Source organism: Pseudotabrizicola sp., from assembly GCF_030656345.1.
In the GTDB taxonomy this organism is placed as follows: domain Bacteria; phylum Pseudomonadota; class Alphaproteobacteria; order Rhodobacterales; family Rhodobacteraceae; genus Pseudotabrizicola.
Genome location: NZ_JAUSNR010000015.1, coordinates 43621 through 59600 on the forward strand (window position 1 = coordinate 43621; position 15980 = coordinate 59600).

17 protein-coding genes and 1 pseudogene are annotated in these 15980 nt (G+C 66.0%); 12 read left to right on the plus strand and 6 right to left on the minus strand.

Annotation, left to right across the window (positions count from 1 at the left end):
• Positions 1–35: 35 nt before the first annotated feature.
• The 4 genes from Q7J44_RS08145 to Q7J44_RS08160 are packed head-to-tail and all read right to left on the minus strand — an operon-like array spanning position 36 to position 3641.
• On the minus strand, positions 36–881 hold the full coding sequence (locus Q7J44_RS08145) for a hypothetical protein (protein WP_304878764.1): 846 nt from the start codon (positions 879–881) through the stop codon (positions 36–38).
• Between the two features lie 50 nt (positions 882–931).
• Positions 932–2509 (minus strand): cryptochrome/photolyase family protein, encoded by a 1578-nt coding sequence (locus Q7J44_RS08150; RefSeq protein ID WP_304878766.1) that lies wholly within the window; start codon positions 2507–2509, stop codon positions 932–934.
• Positions 2506–2664 (minus strand): DUF2256 domain-containing protein, encoded by a 159-nt coding sequence (locus tag Q7J44_RS08155; protein WP_291215642.1) that lies wholly within the window; start codon positions 2662–2664, stop codon positions 2506–2508. Before Q7J44_RS08155 ends, Q7J44_RS08150 begins: the two co-directional genes overlap by 4 nt.
• Entirely contained in the window at positions 2661–3641 is a 981-nt protein-coding gene (locus Q7J44_RS08160) for a MerR family transcriptional regulator (RefSeq protein WP_304878768.1), read from the minus strand. The genes Q7J44_RS08155 and Q7J44_RS08160 overlap by 4 nt, the downstream gene beginning before the upstream one ends.
• Positions 3642–3684: 43 nt before the next feature.
• On the opposite strand from Q7J44_RS08160, the gene Q7J44_RS08165 reads away from it, so the two are divergent.
• The 9 genes from Q7J44_RS08165 to Q7J44_RS08205 all read left to right on the plus strand — a co-directional run bounded on the left by Q7J44_RS08165 (position 3685) and on the right by Q7J44_RS08205 (position 11849).
• Positions 3685–4302: a glutathione peroxidase gene (locus Q7J44_RS08165; protein WP_304878770.1), complete on the plus strand. Its 618-nt coding sequence runs from the start codon at positions 3685–3687 to the stop codon at positions 4300–4302.
• A 318-nt stretch (positions 4303–4620) separates the two neighbouring features.
• Positions 4621–6042 (plus strand): NAD(P)/FAD-dependent oxidoreductase, encoded by a 1422-nt coding sequence (locus tag Q7J44_RS08170; RefSeq protein ID WP_304878772.1) that lies wholly within the window; start codon positions 4621–4623, stop codon positions 6040–6042.
• On the plus strand, positions 6039–6863 hold the full coding sequence (locus Q7J44_RS08175; RefSeq protein WP_304878774.1) for a DUF1365 domain-containing protein: 825 nt from the start codon (positions 6039–6041) through the stop codon (positions 6861–6863). Before Q7J44_RS08170 ends, Q7J44_RS08175 begins: the two co-directional genes overlap by 4 nt.
• On the plus strand, positions 6860–8089 hold the full coding sequence (locus Q7J44_RS08180; RefSeq protein WP_304878776.1) for a cyclopropane-fatty-acyl-phospholipid synthase family protein: 1230 nt from the start codon (positions 6860–6862) through the stop codon (positions 8087–8089). Before Q7J44_RS08175 ends, Q7J44_RS08180 begins: the two co-directional genes overlap by 4 nt.
• Before the next feature lie 10 nt (positions 8090–8099).
• Complete coding sequence (locus tag Q7J44_RS08185) at positions 8100–8660, plus strand: chalcone isomerase family protein (protein WP_291215628.1); 561 nt, start codon at positions 8100–8102, stop codon at positions 8658–8660.
• The gene (locus tag Q7J44_RS08190) at positions 8657–10000 is read left to right on the plus strand and encodes an MFS transporter (protein ID WP_304878778.1); all 1344 of its coding nucleotides are present in this window, start codon (positions 8657–8659) and stop codon (positions 9998–10000) included. The genes Q7J44_RS08185 and Q7J44_RS08190 overlap by 4 nt, the downstream gene beginning before the upstream one ends.
• 9 nt (positions 10001–10009) lie before the next feature.
• Positions 10010–10549, plus strand: a complete 540-nt coding sequence (locus tag Q7J44_RS08195; RefSeq protein WP_304878780.1) for a DUF3833 domain-containing protein — start codon at positions 10010–10012, stop codon at positions 10547–10549.
• A complete protein-coding gene (locus Q7J44_RS08200) occupies positions 10546–11412 on the plus strand; it encodes an SDR family oxidoreductase (RefSeq protein ID WP_304878782.1) in 867 nt (288 codons plus the stop codon). Before Q7J44_RS08195 ends, Q7J44_RS08200 begins: the two co-directional genes overlap by 4 nt.
• Positions 11409–11849, plus strand: coding sequence for a nuclear transport factor 2 family protein (locus Q7J44_RS08205; RefSeq protein WP_304878785.1), 441 nt, complete (start codon positions 11409–11411; stop codon positions 11847–11849). Before Q7J44_RS08200 ends, Q7J44_RS08205 begins: the two co-directional genes overlap by 4 nt.
• Before the next feature lie 6 nt (positions 11850–11855).
• On the opposite strand, the gene Q7J44_RS08210 is transcribed toward Q7J44_RS08205, so the two are convergent.
• Positions 11856–12470 (minus strand): glutathione S-transferase family protein, encoded by a 615-nt coding sequence (locus Q7J44_RS08210; RefSeq protein WP_291215617.1) that lies wholly within the window; start codon positions 12468–12470, stop codon positions 11856–11858.
• Positions 12471–12580: 110 nt separating this feature from the next.
• Between Q7J44_RS08210 and purB the strand changes: the two genes are divergently transcribed.
• Positions 12581–14017 carry an adenylosuccinate lyase gene (gene purB / locus Q7J44_RS08215; RefSeq protein WP_304878787.1) on the plus strand — a complete coding sequence of 479 codons (1437 nt, stop codon included), beginning with the start codon at positions 12581–12583 and terminating at the stop codon, positions 14015–14017.
• Positions 14018–14192: 175 nt separating this feature from the next.
• A pseudogene (locus Q7J44_RS23280) lies at positions 14193–14616 on the plus strand (hypothetical protein).
• A 15-nt stretch (positions 14617–14631) separates the two neighbouring features.
• On the opposite strand, the gene Q7J44_RS08225 reads toward Q7J44_RS23280, so the two are convergent.
• Positions 14632–15033, minus strand: a complete 402-nt coding sequence (locus Q7J44_RS08225) for a DUF3717 domain-containing protein (protein WP_304780898.1) — start codon at positions 15031–15033, stop codon at positions 14632–14634.
• A 216-nt stretch (positions 15034–15249) separates the two neighbouring features.
• On the opposite strand from Q7J44_RS08225, the gene Q7J44_RS08230 reads away from it, so the two are divergent.
• The gene (locus tag Q7J44_RS08230) at positions 15250–15975 is read left to right on the plus strand and encodes a TerC family protein (RefSeq protein ID WP_291215611.1); all 726 of its coding nucleotides are present in this window, start codon (positions 15250–15252) and stop codon (positions 15973–15975) included.
• The last annotated feature ends 5 nt before the right edge of the window (positions 15976–15980 follow it).

Genomic DNA, 15980 nt, shown 5'->3' on the forward strand with positions numbered 1-15980 from the left:
CGCCACGGGGCGGCTTCTTCGTTGGCGCGTGGACTTCAGGCCGGTGCGATCACGTCCGGCGGCGCGAGCGACTTGCGGAAGCGGTTGAGCTCCTGCACGGTCTTGAAGCTCTGCTCCATGAGCAGGCTCATGTTGTGCAGGATGCGTTCGACCACGCGGTTCTCCCACACGGCATCAAAGTCGATCTGCTTGTCCAGCCAGTGCTCCAGCCACTCGGGGTTGGGCAGGCGGCTCTGGATGGTGTCGTTGGGGAACAGGTCCTTGTTCACGTGCAGGTTGGTCGGGTGCAGGGCCTGCGCAGTGCGCCGCGCACTGGCCATGAGCACACCCACCTTGGCGAAGGCCACACGCGCCTCGTCGCCGAACTTGCCGATGGCGCGCTTCATGTAGCGCAGGTAGGCGCCGCCATGGCGGGCTTCGTCCTGGCTCAGCGTGGCGTAGATCTTCTTGATCACCGGCTCCGAGTGCCATTCGCTCGCACGGCGGTACCAGTGGTTCAGGCGGATCTCGCCGCAGAAATGCAGCATCAGCGTTTCCAGCGGCGGGGCCGGGTCGAACTCGAAGCGGATGTCGTGCAGCTCCTGCTCGGTCGGCACGAGGTCGGGGCGGAAGCGGCGCAGGTACTCCATGAGCACCAGCGAGTGTTTCTGTTCTTCAAAGAACCAGATCGACATGAAGGCCGAGAAGTCGGAGTCGTCGCGGTTGTCGCGCAGGAACATCTCGGTCGCCGGCAACGCCGCCCATTCCGTGATGGCGTTCATCTTGATTGTCTGCGCCTGCTCGTCGGTCAGGGCGCTGGCGTCGAACTGGTCCCAAGGAATGTCCTTGTCCATGTCCCAGCGCACAGATTCGAGTTGTTTGAAGAGTTCGGGGTAGAGCATGGTGGCCTTTCGGTACGGGCGCATTTTATGCGGGGGCAGAGCAGTTGCGCTCACAAATCATCGAGACGGGCCAGGGTCAGCACGGCCTGGTCCCGCACGGCCTGCCGTTCGGCCGGGTCCATGCGCTGCAGGTTCTTCACCATCAGCGCGGTGCGGGGGCTGGCTCCCAGTTCGGTCTCGTGGCGGTCCAGAAAGTTCCAGTAGAGCGTGGTCACCGGGCAGGCCTGCGGACCTGTGCGCAACTTGGGCTGGTAGCGGCAGCCCTTGCAATGGTCGCTCATGCGGTCGATGTACTGGCCGCTGGCCACGTACGGCTTGCTGGTGAAACGCCCGCCATCGGCGAACAGCGCCATGCCGGCCACGTTGGGCAACTCCACCCATTCGATGGCGTCCACATAGACCGCGAGGTACCAGTCGGCCACGGGCTGCGGGTCCACCTCGGCGAGCAGCGCGAACTGCCCGGTGAGCATGAGGCGCTGGATGTGGTGCGCGTAGCCGTGTTCGAGTGTCTGGCCCACAGCGTCTTTCATGCAGGCCATGTGCGTCTGTGCGGTCCAGTACCAAGCCGGCAGCCGGCGTGTGTGGCCGTAGTGGTTGGCGGTTTTCATCCCGGGCATGTCCATCCAGTACACGCCGCGGATGAACTCACGCCAGCCCAGCACCTGGCGAACGAATCCTTCGACGCTGGCCAGCGGCACACCCCGGTCGCGGTGCGCGGCTTTGGCCGCAGCCACCACCTCGCGCGGGTCGATCAGGTGCAGGTTGAGCGCCACCGACAGCAGCGAGTGCCAGCCGAACGGGGTCTTGGTCCACATCGCGTCCTGGTAGCTGCCGAACATCTCCAGGCGCTGGTCCACAAAGTGGCGCAGGGCTTCGCGCGCCTGTTCGGCGGTGACGGGCCAGGCAAAGCTCTTGAGTTCGCCCGGGTGATCGGCAAAGCGCGCCTGCACGAGTGCCATCACCTCTCGCGTGATGGCATCAGGTTCAAACTGCGCGGGCGGAGTGATCAGCCCCGGCCCCTGTTTGGGGTAGCTCTTGCGGTTGTCGGCGTCAAAGTTCCACTGCCCGCCCACGGGTTGTCCGCCGTCCATGAGCACGCCGTGCTCGCGGCGCATCTCGCGGTAGAAGTACTCCATGCGCCATTCCTTGCGGCCCTGGGTCCAGCGCGCAAAGCGCTGGCGGCTGCAGAAAAAGTGTGTGTCGTCGAACCAGCGCAGGGGCACCGCGGCCGCCGTGGCGATGGCTTCAATGTCCTGCTGCAGCCGCCACTCACCCGCCTCGCACAGCCACAGCGCCTGCGGCTGGAACTCTTCGAGCAGACGCTGCAGGCGCGCAGGCAGTGTGGCGGTGGCGGGCTGGTCCAGCGCCACGTCGTCCAGGTTCACGTAGCGCAGCGGGAATCCCTTGCGCACCAGGGTCTGCCGGAAATGCCGCATGGCCGAAAGGAACAACACGATGCGGGCCTTGTGGCTCCACACGTGGCTGGCTTCGCCGGGCGCTTCGATCATGAGCACCGCGTCTTGCGTGGGGTCAAAGTCGGCCAGGGCCGGGTTGCCCAGCCAGAGCTGGTCACCCAGCACCAGCACCAGCCGGCGCAGGGGCCGGGGCAAAGGCGTCGGTAGATTCATGAAGATTTCTTGGGAGATTCGGAGCGGCAACGTTCGCTGCAGTACTTCACCTGGTCCCAACTGCGCTCCCACTTCTTGCGCCAGGTCATCGGTCGTCCGCATGCGGCGCAGGGTTTTTGCGGCAACGTTGACTTGTTGCCTTTGAAACCGCTCATGCGGCACCCGCCAGGGCCTGCGCACGCCAGCGGGCCACGCCCAAGGGAATGTCCTGCAAGCGGGCCATGGGCCAGAAGAACGGGCCGGTCCCGGGCAGGCGACCTCGCTGGGGCTTGAGCAAGGCCGGGCTCTGGCCACCGGTCCAGATTTCCACGCGCGGCGGCAGGCGCTCGCGCAACTGCTCGAGCGCGGCGCGCACATCGCGCGGGTTTTGCGCCGCCGTGATGCCCAGCGCCACGATGTCGGCGCCGCTGGTGGCCGTGGCGGCCACGATGTCGGGCAGCGGGGTCTGCACGCCCAGCGGAATGGTGTGACAACTTTCCATCACCATGAAGCACTCGGCCATGAGCAGGCCCAGGCTGTGCACCTCGCCCGGCAGGGTGGTGAGCAGAATGCGCGGCGGTGTGGGCGCGCGGGCCTGGGTCAGCTGGCCCAACGCTTGGCGCAGCACCGACTGCACGATCTCGGTGTAGAGGTGTTCTTCGTACACCGCCAGCTGGCCGTCGAGCCAGGCCTGGCCCACCTGCACGTTCATTGGCGCCACGCAGTCGGTGATCAGACGCGCCAGGCCGCGCTCCATGAGCGCCTGGGCCATGGCTTGGCGCAAGGCGTGGGCGTCCTGGCGGCGCAGCATGGGCAGCAACTGCGCCATGGTCGGGCAAACGTCATCGCTTGTGTCGGGCGCACGCGCCTGAATCCGCTTGCCCGGCCGGTGCGTATCCAATGCAACGAGTTCTTCCAGCGGCAAGGCCACCACCCCGCCGGGTCGATGGCCGGCGTCGATGAGGCGGCGGATGTGGCGCAGGCGGATCAGTTGTTCGTTGTCGTACTGCCGTTCACCCTGTGCGTCGCGCACCGGCATCGGAAAACCATAGCGCCGCTCCCACACCCGCAGCGTGTCTTTGGACAGGCCGGTGTCGCGTTCGACGTCGGCGATGGTGTGTCCGGCAGGGGTTTCGGAGCTTGAGCTTGTCATGGACAAATGATCCAATGTTTCTTTAGATTATGGAGTTTTTGTCATGAAATCACCGCTTGTCCACGGCAATCCCCGTGTATTCAAGGGCTGGGCTGCGGGCTGCGTGGTCGCGGTCTGCGCGCTGCTGGGCCCGGCGGCGCAAGCCCAGGCGCCCCAGCCTGTCGCCACCCCGACCTGCCCGGCCCTGCTGCAGCACCGCTTTGACCGCCTGCAGGACGAAAAGCCCCAGTCGCTGTGCCAGTACAGCGGGCAGGTGGTGCTGGTGGTCAACACCGCCAGCTTCTGCGGCTTCACTGGCCAGTACGAAGGGCTTGAGGCGCTGTACGCGAAATACAAATCCCGGGGTTTGGTGGTGCTGGGTTTCCCCGCCAACGATTTCGGGCGCCAGGAACCGGGCAACAACCAGGCCATTGCCGACTTCTGCGAAAACACCTTCGGCGTGAAATTCCCGATGTTCAGCAAGTCCAGCGTGGTCGGGCGCGAGGCCAACCCGCTCTACAGGCAGCTGGCGCAGAAGACTGGCGAGACCCCCCAATGGAACTTCCACAAGTACCTGATCGGGCGCGACGGACAGACCGTGCGCAGCTACCCGAGCACGCTCGATCCGAAAAACCCTTCACTCGTCAAGGATATCGAGCGATTTCTATCGACCAAATCGTGACTGATCAGTCACAATAAAACCGTTCAGTCTATTTTGACCCCCTTGACCGCCATGCACGCTCCTTCGCCCGACAGAAAAAACAGCCCCCGGACACCCGTCCGGAACTTTTTTGGGCGTGTTTTTCTCTCAACCGACACGCCGATTGAGCAGCCGGCCACCGAATTCCGTTTTGCACTGCGAAGCCTGTCCGGTCCTTGTGACCGGCCTGAAATCCCGAGGCGCTTCTCCTCCTCCTCCCTCCCTCCCTTGTTCGTTTCGGGGCGCTTCGCAGTCTTTTGTATCCCGACCAGCACCGCTGGCTCCCACTGAGGCCCGACCATGTTCACGGACCTCATCTCCACCCCCTCCCACCCCGTACGGGGCGACGCCCGACCACCGCGCGTGGCCATCGTCGGCTCGGGCATCTCGGGCCTGGCCGCGGCGCACACGCTGCAAGGTCTGGCCGACATCACGCTGTTTGAAGCGGGCGACTACTTCGGCGGCCACACGCACACGGTCGACATGACCTTGCCGAACGCGCAAGGCGTGGCCACCACCTTCGGCGTGGACACCGGCTTTCTGGTGCTGAACGAACGCACCTACCCCAACCTGCTGGCGCTGTTCGCCCAGCTGGGCGTGCCGATTGCCAAGTCCGACATGTCGTTCTCGGTGCAGGCCCCGGGTGCCGCGCCCGGCGGCGGCCCGCTGGAATGGAGTGGCTGCAACCTCTCCACCGTGTTTGCCCAGCGCCGCAACCTGTTCAACCCACGCTTCCTGCGCATGCTGGCCGACATCGTGCGCTTCAACCGCGTCACCACCCGGCTGGCCGAGCAGGGCGAAGACCTGCGGGACAACAGCCCGCTGCTGCAGCCGCTCGGCGACTTCCTGAAGGCCCAAGGTTTCTCCGACGAGTTCCGCGACTGGTACTTCCTGCCCATGATGGGTTGCATCTGGAGCTGCCCGACCGACCAGATGTTGGCCTTCCCGGTGGCCACCATGGTCCGCTTCTGCCACAACCACGGCCTGATCCAGGTGACCAACCGCCCGCAGTGGTACACGGTGGACGGCGGCGCGCGCCAGTACGTGCAGAAGATCACCGACAACATCGCCGACAAGCGCCTGAACGCGCCGGTGCAGCAGGTGCTGCGCGACGCTCAGGGCGTGCGCGTGGTGACCGAAGGACAGGTGGAACGGTTTGACGCCATCGTGCTGGCTTGCCACAGCGACCAAGCCCTGCGCCTGCTCGGTGGCGAGGCCTCGGCAGACGAGCGCGAGGTGCTCGGCGCCATCCGCTACCAGCCCAACCGCGCGGTGCTGCACACCGACGCCTCGGTGCTGCCCAGGAGCGAACTGGCCTGGGCCGCATGGAACTACGAACGCGCACCCAGCAAAGGCGTGGAATCCGCGCAGGTCTGCCTGCACTACCTGCTCAACCGCCTGCAGCCGTTGCCGGTGACGCAACCCGTGGTGGTGTCGCTCAACCCGCAGCGCGAGATCGCGGCGAAACACGTGGTGGGCGAGTACGAATACGACCATCCGGTGTTCGACCTCGCCGCCATCCGCGCGCAAGCCCGTGTGCCGGCCATACAGGGTCAGCTCAACACGTACTTTGCCGGCGCGTGGACCGGCTACGGCTTCCACGAAGACGGCTTGAAGTCGGGCCTGCACGCGGCGCGCGCGCTGATCGATGCGCATCAGCTCGTGCCCATGACGCAGCGCGTCGACGCCCAGCGCGCCGCCTTGCCCGGGGTGTTTGCATGAACACGGCGCCGGTCGCACAGATCGGTTTTGGTCAGGTGCGCCACACGCGCCACCGCCCGCAGCGCAACGCCTTCGCCTACCCCACCTATTTCCTGATGCTGCCCATGCGCAGCCTGCGCCAGCACGGCCCGGGCGCGCTGGCCCGCAACCGCCGCGCGGCACTCAGCTTCAACGACGCCGACCACGGCGATGGCCGCGCCGACAGCCTGAAATGGCTCGACGAACTCCTGCAACAGCACGGCATCGACGACGCGCAGGGCGAGGTGTGGCTGCACACCTACCCGCGCGTGCTGGGCTACACCTTCAAGCCGGTGAGCTTCTGGTACTGCCACCGGGTTGATGGCACGCTGCGCGCAGTACTGGCCGAGGTGAACAACACCTTTGGCGAACGCCACTGCTACCTGCTGGATGAGCCGCACTACGGGCAGCCCGTCGAGGCCAGCAAGGTGTTCCACGTGTCGCCGTTTTGTCCGGTGCGCGGGCGCTACCGCTTTGTCTTCATGCGCGCCGAAGGCGCCACGCCGCGCACCGTGGCGCGCATCGACTACTTCGACGACCTCGGTGCAGGCGCAGACAGCGAGCCACTGCTCAACACCAGCGTGAGCGGCGAACTGCAGCCCCTGAATGCGCGCAGCCTGCGCCGCGCGCTGTGGTCCTACCCCGCCATGACTTTCGGCGTCATGGCGCGCATCCACTGGCAGGCCGTGCGCCTGTGGATCAAGAGCGCGCCCTTCTTCCGCCAGCCACCGCCTCCGGGCGAATTCGTCACCGCCGCCGCACTGCCGGCCTCTCCCGTGAACGCCGAACACAGCCACCCATGAACAGCTCCACCGCCTCCACCAGCCCCGCCGGTTTCTCGCTGCCGCGCAACGCACCCGCCGCCGCCCGCACCACGCTGCAACTGTTGCAGCGCCTGGTGCACGGCAGCCTCACGCTGCAACTGCCCGATGGTTCCGTGCAGCGCTTCGGCCAGGTCGACGGCCCGCACGCGAGCATGAAGCTCAACAACTGGAACGTGTGCTCGGCCTCGCTCAAGTCGGGCGACATCGGCTTTGCCGAAACCTACATCGCCGGCGACTGGACAACATCGAACCTGCCCGCGCTGCTCTCGCTGATGGTGGCCAACCGCCGCGAGGTGGAAGACGTGATCTACGGCTCGTGGCTCGGGCGTTTTGCCTACCGCGTCAAGCACCTGCTCAACCGCAACAGCAAGACCAACAGCCGCAAGAACATCCACGCCCACTACGACCTGGGCAACGCGTTCTACGGCCTGTGGCTGGACGACACGATGAATTACTCGTCGGCCCTGTTCGAGAGCCCCGACCAGACCATGGAGGCCGCGCAGCACGCCAAGGTGCGCCGAGCGCTGCGCATGACCGACGTGAAGCCGGGCGACCGCGTGCTGGAGATCGGTTGCGGCTGGGGCGCGCTGGCCGAGAAGGCCACCACCGAGTTCGACGCGCACGTCACGGGTGTGACCTTGTCCACCGAGCAGCTGGAATTCGCCAACGAGCGCATGCAGCGCCTTGGCTGCGCGGACCGGGCCGATCTGCGCCTGCAGGACTACCGCGACATCAACGACGCACCGTTCGACGCAATCTGCTCTATCGAGATGGTGGAGGCCGTGGGCCGCGAGTACTGGCCGACCTACTTCCAGACCGTTGCCCGCCTGCTCAAGCCCGGAGGCAAGGCCTGCGTGCAGAGCATCGTGATCGACGACGAACACTTCGAGCGCTACATCAAGGGCACCGACTTCATCCAGCAGTACGTGTTCCCCGGCGGCTGCCTGCCGTGCCCGAGCGAGTTCCGCGCGCAGGCCGCCAAGGCCGGCCTGGAGGTGGTGGACGAATTCGCCTTTGGCCTGGACTACGCCCGCACGCTGTCCATCTGGCGCGAACGTTTCCTGCACGAGCAGGAACGGGTGTTGCAGCTCGGCTTTGACCAACGTTTCCTGCGCATCTGGGAGTTCTACCTGGCGTACTGCGAAGCCGCCTTCGAGCAGGGCAGCACCGACGTGGTCCAGTACACCTTGCGCAAGCCGGTTTGAGGGCCACACCATGAAGCTCGCCGTCATTTCCTTCGCTCTGATCCTCGGCAGTCTGGCCGGCGCGCCCGCGTTTGCGCAGGCGCCCGAGCCCACCCTCAGCGCGGCCCTGCAGGACAAGACTGCTGTGGGCAAAGCGCGGCTGCGCTACTGGGGCTTCGATGTGTACGACGCCAGCCTGTGGGCGCTCCCCGGCTTCGACGCGGGTCGCTTCGAGAACCAGCGCTTCGGCCTGGAGCTGGCTTACCTGCGGGATTTCAAGGGTGCCGACATTGCCGAGCGATCGATTGGCGAGATGAAGGACCTGGCCCCCATCGAACCGGCCCAGGCCACGCGGTGGACTCAGGCCATGAGCAGCCTGTTCCCCGATGTGAAGCGCGGCGACCGCATCACCGGTGTGCACGTGCCCGGCAGCGGCGCGCGCTTCTACTTGAACGGCAGGCTGCTCGGTGAGGTGGCGGACGACGCGTTCTCGCGCCTGTTCTTCGGCATCTGGCTATCGCCCAAGACCTCGCAGCCGCGCATGCGCGACACGTTGATCCAGGGCATCACCGGCGCGGCCCGCACGCCATGACCTCGGCGGCAGCCACCCCGGTTGAGCCGGCCAGCCGCTTCATCGGCGCGGGTGCCTGGCGGCGCGGCTTGGGCTACGGACTGCTCGGCCTGCCGCTGGCCTTCGTGGCGCTGCCGCTGTATGTGATCCTGCCCAACCACTACGCCCGCGAATTTGGCGCACCGCTGGCCCTGCTCGGCCTCGTGTTGCTGGCCGCGCGCCTGGTGGACGCGGTGCTCGATCCGATCATCGGGCGCTGGTGCGACCGCCTCTTTTCGCGCTCCATTGCCGCCGTGCTCGCAGCATCCGCCGTGGCTGCGGTGGTGTTGGCGCTGGGGCTGTGGGGCTTGCTGTTTCCGCCCACGGCCGTGCGTGAGGCAGGCACCACCGTGCTGCTGGCATGGGCCGGCCTGCTGATGGCCATCACCTACACCGCCTACAGCGTGGTGGCCGTCGCCCACCAGTCGTGGGGCGCGCGCCTGGGCGGCAACGAAGCGCAGCGCAGCCGCGTGGTGGCGTGGCGCGAAGGTTTGTCCCTGCTGGGCGTGTTGATCGCTGCAGTGCTGCCGGCCACGCTCGGCTTGGGCGCGACCGTCTCCACCTTCGCCGTCTTGCTCACGCTGGGCTGGTGGGCGTGGAGCCGCTCGGCCACACCGATCGCATTGAAAGCCGCGGGGCCCGTCCTGAAGCTCGGCGCCTCACCCTTGCGCCAACCCGCATTTTTGCGCCTGCTCGCGGTGTTCGTGATCAACGGCACCGCCAGCGCCGTGCCCGCCACGCTGGTGCTGTTCTTCGTGCAGGACCGCCTGCAGGCCTCGCCCTCGGTGGAGCCCGCGTTTCTCGCCACCTACTTCCTGTTTGCTGCGCTGTCGATTCCGCTTTGGGTGCGGCTGGTCGGGCGCATCGGCCTGGCGCGCACCTGGCTGGTGGGCATGGCGCTGGCCGTGGCGGTGTTCATCTGGGCCGCCACGCTGGGTGCGGGCGACGTGGTGCCTTTCCTCATCGTCTGCGCGCTCTCCGGCATTGCCCTGGGCACCGACCTCACCCTGCCCAGCGCCATGCTCGCCGGCCTCATCGGCCAGCTGGGTGAACGCGGTCAGCGCGAAGGCGCCTACTTCGGCTGGTGGAGCTTTGCCACCAAGCTCAACCTGGCGCTGGCCGCCGGTCTGGCGCTACCGCTACTCGCGCTGTTCGGCTACGAGCCCGGCGCACGCGACCCGGCCGCCCTGCAGACGCTGACCATCGCCTACTGCCTGCTGCCCTGTGTGCTCAAGCTGCTGGCCGGCAGCGCGCTCTACGCGCTTGTGATCCGGCCCGAGCAGCGCGCGGCCCTGCTTCCGCAAACATCCACCACTTCCTGAGACCCCACCATGCAAAGACGACTCTTGCTCGCCGCCGGCATCACCTCCGCTGCCGCCCTCGCGGGCTGTGCCGGCCCGCAGATCGGCCAGTACGCGAGCGAAAAGCCGCTGCTCGATCTGCGCACCTATTTCAACGGCACGCTGGACGCCTACGGCGTGTTCACCGACCGCTCGGGTGCGGTGGTCAAGCGCTTCACCGTGGTGATGGTCTGCACCTGGAACGGCGACGACGGCGTGCTGGACGAGACCTTCAACTACAGCGACGGCACCACCGGCAAGCGCATCTGGCGCATGAAGCACCTGGGCAACGGGCAGTTCAGCGGCACGGCCGACGACGTGGTGGGCACCGCGCGTGGCGAACAGAAAGGCAACGCCTTCCGCTGGGGTTACACCTTGCTGTTGCCCGTCGATGGCAAAACCTACGAGGTGCAGTTCGACGACTGGATGTACCTGATGGATGAGCGTGTGATGCTCAACAAGGCAGAAATGAGCAAGTTCGGCATCCGCCTCGGTGAGGTCACTCTGTCGTTCGTGAGGCGCGCGCCATGAGCACGCCGCGCGCATTCGTCGAGTCGCCGATGCCGGCCGCCACCGTGGCACCCGCCCCGCGCGGCTTCACGCTGTTCAAGCCCATGAACCCGCCCATCACCGACTGGCGTGGCCTGCGCGTGTGGCTGGTCGGCGCCTCCAGCGGCATTGGTGAGGCCACTGCCTCGGCCCTGCACGCGCGCGGCGCGCAGGTGTTGGTGTCGGCACGCAGTCGCGAAGCACTGGACCGCTTCGTTCTCAACCACCCGCCGCAGCACGGCGTGACCGCACAAGCCTGGCCACTCGACGTGACCGACGCGGATGCGGTCACGGCCACCGCCCGCGAGATCCTGGCCCAGGGGCCGCTCGATCTGGTGGTGTACTGCGCCGGCCATTACCGCGAAATGCGCGCCACCGAAATGGACATGGCCGATCTCAAGCGGCACATGGACATCAACTACATCGGAGCGCTGCACGTTATGGATGCGGTGGTGCCGGCCATGAGCACACGTGGCAAAGGCCACATCAGCCTCATCAGCAGCGTGGCGGGTTTCCGCGGCCTGCCCAAGAGCCTGGCCTACGGTCCGACCAAGGCCGCACTCACCAACCTGGCGGAGAACCTCTACCTCGATCTGGAGCCACTGGGCATGGGCGTGAGCGTGGTGCATCCTGGTTTCGTGCAGACGCCGCTGACGGCGCAAAACGACTTCACCATGCCCGCACTCATCACGCCGCCGCAAGCCGCGCAGGCCATGATCGACGATTGGGGCCGGGGCGTGTTTGAAGTGCACTACCCCAAGCGCTTCACGCGCTGGATGAAGCTCATGCGCCTCTTGCCCTACCGCGCCTACTTTCCCGCGGTGCGCCGCGCCACCGGCCTGTGAGCAGCGACACCCGCGCAGCGGTCGACCGCCTCTGCGCGTACTTCGAGACGATCTCGCCGCAATCGGTGGCGAGCATCGGCGAGTTCTATACAGCGGATGCGCGCTTCAAGGACCCGTTCAACGAGGTGCACGGCATCCCCGCGATCGAGCAGGTGTTCAGGCACATGTTCGAGAGCCTGCACGAGCCGCGCTTCGTGGTGAGCAGCCGCATTGTGGACGGCACGCAGTGCTTTCTGGTGTGGGAGTTCCGCTTTCGCTTCAAGCGTTTTGACACCACCACCGAACAGGTGGTGCGTGGCGGCTCGCACCTGGTGTTGACAGCCGACGGCTTGATCAGCGACCACCGCGACTACTGGGACGCAGCGGAAGAGCTCTACGAAAAACTGCCCGTGGTGGGCAGCTTGATGCGCTGGCTCAAACGAAGAGCCAACACCTGAGCGCAATCAATCCGGCTTCGTGTCGACGAAGCTTGGGCGCTGGTTAAGTTTCTCGGCCAGACGCGCGAGGTTCGGGTACGGCGTGCGCCAGTCGATCACCGGGAAGCGGAAGTCCAGGTAACCCAGCGCACAACCCACGGCCACATCCGACAGGCTGAAGTGGATGCCCGAGCAGAAAGGCTTTTCGCCCAGGCCCTGGCTCATGCTTTTCAGGCTCGCTTCAATCTTGGCCATCTGGCGGTCGATCCAGGCGTCGCTGCGCTGCTCGCCGGTGCGTCCGGGCCAGGTGGATTCCAGGCGCGCGAGGATGGCGGCGTCGAGCAGGCCATCGGCCAGGGCTTCCCAGGTCTTCACCTCGGCGCGTTCGCGGCCTTGTGTCGGGATCAGCTTGCCCACCGGCGAGAGCGTGTCGAGGTATTCCACGATCACGCGCGAATCGAACACCGCTTCGCCGCCTTCCATGACCAGGCAGGGCACCTTGCCCAGCGGGTTGGAGGTGGCGATCTGGGTGTCGGCCGACCACACGTCTTCGAGGATGAACTGGTAATCCAGCTTCTTCTCGGCCATGACGACGCGCACTTTGCGCACGTAAGGGCTGGGGATGGCGCCGATGAGTTTCATGGAGGACAGGTGGGTGAAGACGGTTGCCCGTGGGAAGGCGATTTTAGCCAGCCCGGCCTTCGGTCCGACTGACAAGGCCGATTGAAAGCCCCGCCTCCTACAATCGCCGGATGCGCCCCACCACCCCATCGGCTTCAGCCTCCACGCCCTCTGCCGCCGCACCGTCAGCGGTCTTGTCCCCCATTTCTGCCCTGTCTCCGCTGGACGGCCGCTACGCCGGCCGCCTGGGCCAGCTGCGCCCGTTCATGAGTGAACTGGGCTACATGCACCGCCGCGTGCAGGTGGAAATCGCGTGGTTCATTGCCTTGTCCGACGCCGGTCTCGCCGAGTTCAAACCGCTGTCTCCGGGTGCTCGCACCTACCTCATGGGCCTGGTGAAAAACTTCAGCGAGGCCGATGGCCAGGCCATCAAGGACATCGAAAAGGTCACCAACCACGACGTGAAAGCGGTGGAGTACTGGATCAAGTCCAAGTTCGAAGCCCGGCCCGAGCTGGAGAAGGCGGCCGAGTTCGTGCACTTTGCCTGCACCAGCGAAGACATCAACAACACCAGCCATGCACTGCAGCTCAAGGGCGGGCGCGATGCGGTGCTGCTGCCTTCGCTCGACGCGGTCATCTCGAAACTGCGCGAGATGGCCCACGCGTTTGCGGCCGTGCCCATGCTCAGCCGTACCCACGGCCAGACCGCGAGCCCCACCACCGTGGGCAAGGAAATCGCCAACGTCGTGGTGCGCCTGGCCGCCGCGCGCGAGAAGATCGCCAGCGTGAAACTGCTGGGCAAGATGAACGGCGCGGTGGGCAACTACAACGCCCACCTGAGCGCCTGGCCCGACTTCGACTGGGAAGCCTTCAGCCGCAACGTGATCGAACAACCCGAGCCGCTCGGCCTGGGCCTGACCTTCCAGCCCTACAGCATCCAGATCGAGCCGCACGACTACATGGCCGAGCTGTTCGATGCGGTCGCGCGCACCAACACCATATTGATCGACCTCTCGCGCGACATCTGGGGCTATGTGAGCCTGGGCTATTTCAAGCAGCGCCTGAAGGCTGGAGAAATCGGCTCGTCGACCATGCCGCACAAGGTCAACCCGATCGATTTCGAGAACGCCGAGGGCAACCTGGGTCTGTCGAACGCGCTGTTGCGCCACCTGAGCGAGAAGCTGCCCATCAGCCGCTGGCAGCGCGACCTGACAGACTCCACCGTGCTGCGCAACATGGGCGTGGCCCTGGGCTACGCGGTGCTGGCCTACCACTCCATGGGCGTGGGCCTGGGCAAGCTGGAGCTCAACGAGGAAGCGCTGGCCGACGACCTGGACAAGGCCTGGGAAGTGCTGGCCGAGCCGATCCAGACCGTGATGCGCCGCTACGGGGTGTCGGGTGCGTACGAGAAGCTCAAGGAAGTCACGCGCGGCAAGACCGTGACGGCCGAAGCCTTGCACGGACTGATTGAAAGCCTGGAAATTCCCGAGCCGGAAAAAGCGCGGCTGCTGGCCATGACCCCCGGCAGCTACACCGGCAAGGCGGCCGAACTCGCGCGCCGCGTCTGACGCCGAAGTCGCCCGACACCAAGGCTTGACCTGCCTCAAACGGTCGGCAGCCCCACGCCCTTGGAGTCCGGCGAGCGCACATCCCGCGCGACTCCGGAGCTGCTGACCATCGGCCTGCTACTTCCCACCGAGCAAGCTGTCCGCGATCCTGGCCTCGCACGCGGATCCGGACATCATCGCCTCGCTGGACCGCTGGATGACCAGCACCCAGGCCATGCTGTACATCTCACGCCTGTGGGAGCGCTTCGCGCCGCATTTCTGCAAGCCCGGCAAGACACAGGGCCATATCGTCGGCCTCCCCGACCCGGGCCGGCGACCTGGGCGTGTCGATGGCCTCGTCGGCCGATGCCGCCTGCATGGTCACTTCGCTGGCGGGGCACATTCCCCGAATGGAACGCTTTCATCGGCGCTACATGGTGTCGGGCAAGGTGCTGCGCCTGTGGGCCCACATGGCGCGCACGCTGCCGATCCGCATGATCGTGCCGCAGCACGGCGCACCGCTGGCAGGCGCGGCCGTGGGCGAGTTCATCGACTGGGTGAGTGACTTCAGCTGTCGCGTGGACCACCTGACCCAGGCCAACTACACCGTCCCGGCGTGAGCCGAGCTGGTCATATCAACGGGCGCGCTCCGCGTAGCGGTTGAAGCGCCAGGCGTCGTCTTCGATGGTGATGCGGCGCCAGGTGGCGCGCTTCTCGCCGGGCGACATCTCGGTCCAGCGCTGCACCTCGTCAAAAAGGCGGCCGCAGCCCTTGCACACTTCGTCGCCCTGGCTGGTGGAGCAGATGGCAATACACGGTGTGTCGGGCGTGGTGTCGTACCAGGCCAGCCAGGCTTCGTGTGCGGCGGCTGGCAAGGTGGCTTCGTCTGCCTCGACTTCGTGAAAGAACACCATCAGGGCGTACACCTCGGCCAGCGCGCGCGTGGGTTTGGGCAAGGAAACGCCGTCGGGCGACGGAGACTTGTCGCGCCAGTGGTTGATCGCGGCTTCAATGTCGGTGATGTGGATGCCGGCCATGGGGGTCTCTTGAGGGAGGCCGATGATAGCCAGATCGGCCTGCCTCCGGCGCGCAGGGGTCATCGTTTCGCGGCTGCTGTGGGAACTGCTTACTGGGGCAAATGGGCGCCCACCACTACAATCACGCTCCGGCGCCCGCGCAGGCGAGTAGGTTGTTCCTGGTCATCACGAGGTGTCTTGCGCCCTGCTCTTCCCAATACTTGACCAAGAAAATTTATGGACTTCCTGACTTCGCTGCCTTTCTGGATCGCCCTCGGGCAGATCATCATGATCGACATCCTGCTGGGGGGTGACAACGCGGTCGTGATCGCACTGGCCTGCCGCAAGCTGCCGCCAAAACAACGCACCAAAGGCATCATCTGGGGCACGGCGGGTGCCATCGTCCTGCGCGTCATCCTGATTTTCTTCGCCATGACGCTGCTGGCCTTGCCGTGGCTCAAGTTCGTCGGTGCGATCCTTCTGGTGTGGATTGGTGTCAAGCTGCTCGCGCCTGACGAGGAGGGCCACGGCGAAATGGCCACCAGCGACAAGCTGCTGGCCGCCATCAAGACCATCATCGTCGCCGACCTGGTGATGAGCGTGGACAACGTGATTGCCATTGCCGGCGCCGCACAGAACGCTGGCGAACACCAGATGTTGCTGGTCGTGCTGGGCCTGCTGATCTCGATCCCGATCATCGTCTGGGGCAGCCAGCTGGTCATCAAGCTGATGGCCCGCTTCCCGATCATCATCACGGCCGGCGGCATGCTGCTGGGCTGGATCGCCGGCGGCATGCTGGTGTCCGACCCGGTGATGGCCAACCCGGACAAGTGGCAGTGGATGCTCAAGCTGCCACAGGACGATGTGGTGAAGTACGGCGCCTCGGTCGCTGGTGCCTTGCTGGTGCTGGTGGTCGGAAAGTACGTGGCCTCGCGCCAGGCCAAGGCCGCTCCGGCACACTGACCAAC

Coding starts and splice junctions, on each gene's coding strand:
- Q7J44_RS08145 (WP_304878764.1), bottom strand. CDS start 881: ATGCTCTACCCCGAACTCTTCAAACAACTCGAATCTGTGCGCTGGGAC.
- Q7J44_RS08150 (WP_304878766.1), bottom strand. CDS start 2,509: ATGAATCTACCGACGCCTTTGCCCCGGCCCCTGCGCCGGCTGGTGCTG.
- Q7J44_RS08155 (WP_291215642.1), bottom strand. CDS start 2,664: ATGAGCGGTTTCAAAGGCAACAAGTCAACGTTGCCGCAAAAACCCTGC.
- Q7J44_RS08160 (WP_304878768.1), bottom strand. CDS start 3,641: ATGACAAGCTCAAGCTCCGAAACCCCTGCCGGACACACCATCGCCGAC.
- Q7J44_RS08165 (WP_304878770.1), top strand. CDS start 3,685: ATGAAATCACCGCTTGTCCACGGCAATCCCCGTGTATTCAAGGGCTGG.
- Q7J44_RS08170 (WP_304878772.1), top strand. CDS start 4,621: ATGTTCACGGACCTCATCTCCACCCCCTCCCACCCCGTACGGGGCGAC.
- Q7J44_RS08175 (WP_304878774.1), top strand. CDS start 6,039: ATGAACACGGCGCCGGTCGCACAGATCGGTTTTGGTCAGGTGCGCCAC.
- Q7J44_RS08180 (WP_304878776.1), top strand. CDS start 6,860: ATGAACAGCTCCACCGCCTCCACCAGCCCCGCCGGTTTCTCGCTGCCG.
- Q7J44_RS08185 (WP_291215628.1), top strand. CDS start 8,100: ATGAAGCTCGCCGTCATTTCCTTCGCTCTGATCCTCGGCAGTCTGGCC.
- Q7J44_RS08190 (WP_304878778.1), top strand. CDS start 8,657: ATGACCTCGGCGGCAGCCACCCCGGTTGAGCCGGCCAGCCGCTTCATC.
- Q7J44_RS08195 (WP_304878780.1), top strand. CDS start 10,010: ATGCAAAGACGACTCTTGCTCGCCGCCGGCATCACCTCCGCTGCCGCC.
- Q7J44_RS08200 (WP_304878782.1), top strand. CDS start 10,546: ATGAGCACGCCGCGCGCATTCGTCGAGTCGCCGATGCCGGCCGCCACC.
- Q7J44_RS08210 (WP_291215617.1), bottom strand. CDS start 12,470: ATGAAACTCATCGGCGCCATCCCCAGCCCTTACGTGCGCAAAGTGCGC.
- purB (WP_304878787.1), top strand. CDS start 12,581: ATGCGCCCCACCACCCCATCGGCTTCAGCCTCCACGCCCTCTGCCGCC.
- Q7J44_RS08225 (WP_304780898.1), bottom strand. CDS start 15,033: ATGGCCGGCATCCACATCACCGACATTGAAGCCGCGATCAACCACTGG.
- Q7J44_RS08230 (WP_291215611.1), top strand. CDS start 15,250: ATGGACTTCCTGACTTCGCTGCCTTTCTGGATCGCCCTCGGGCAGATC.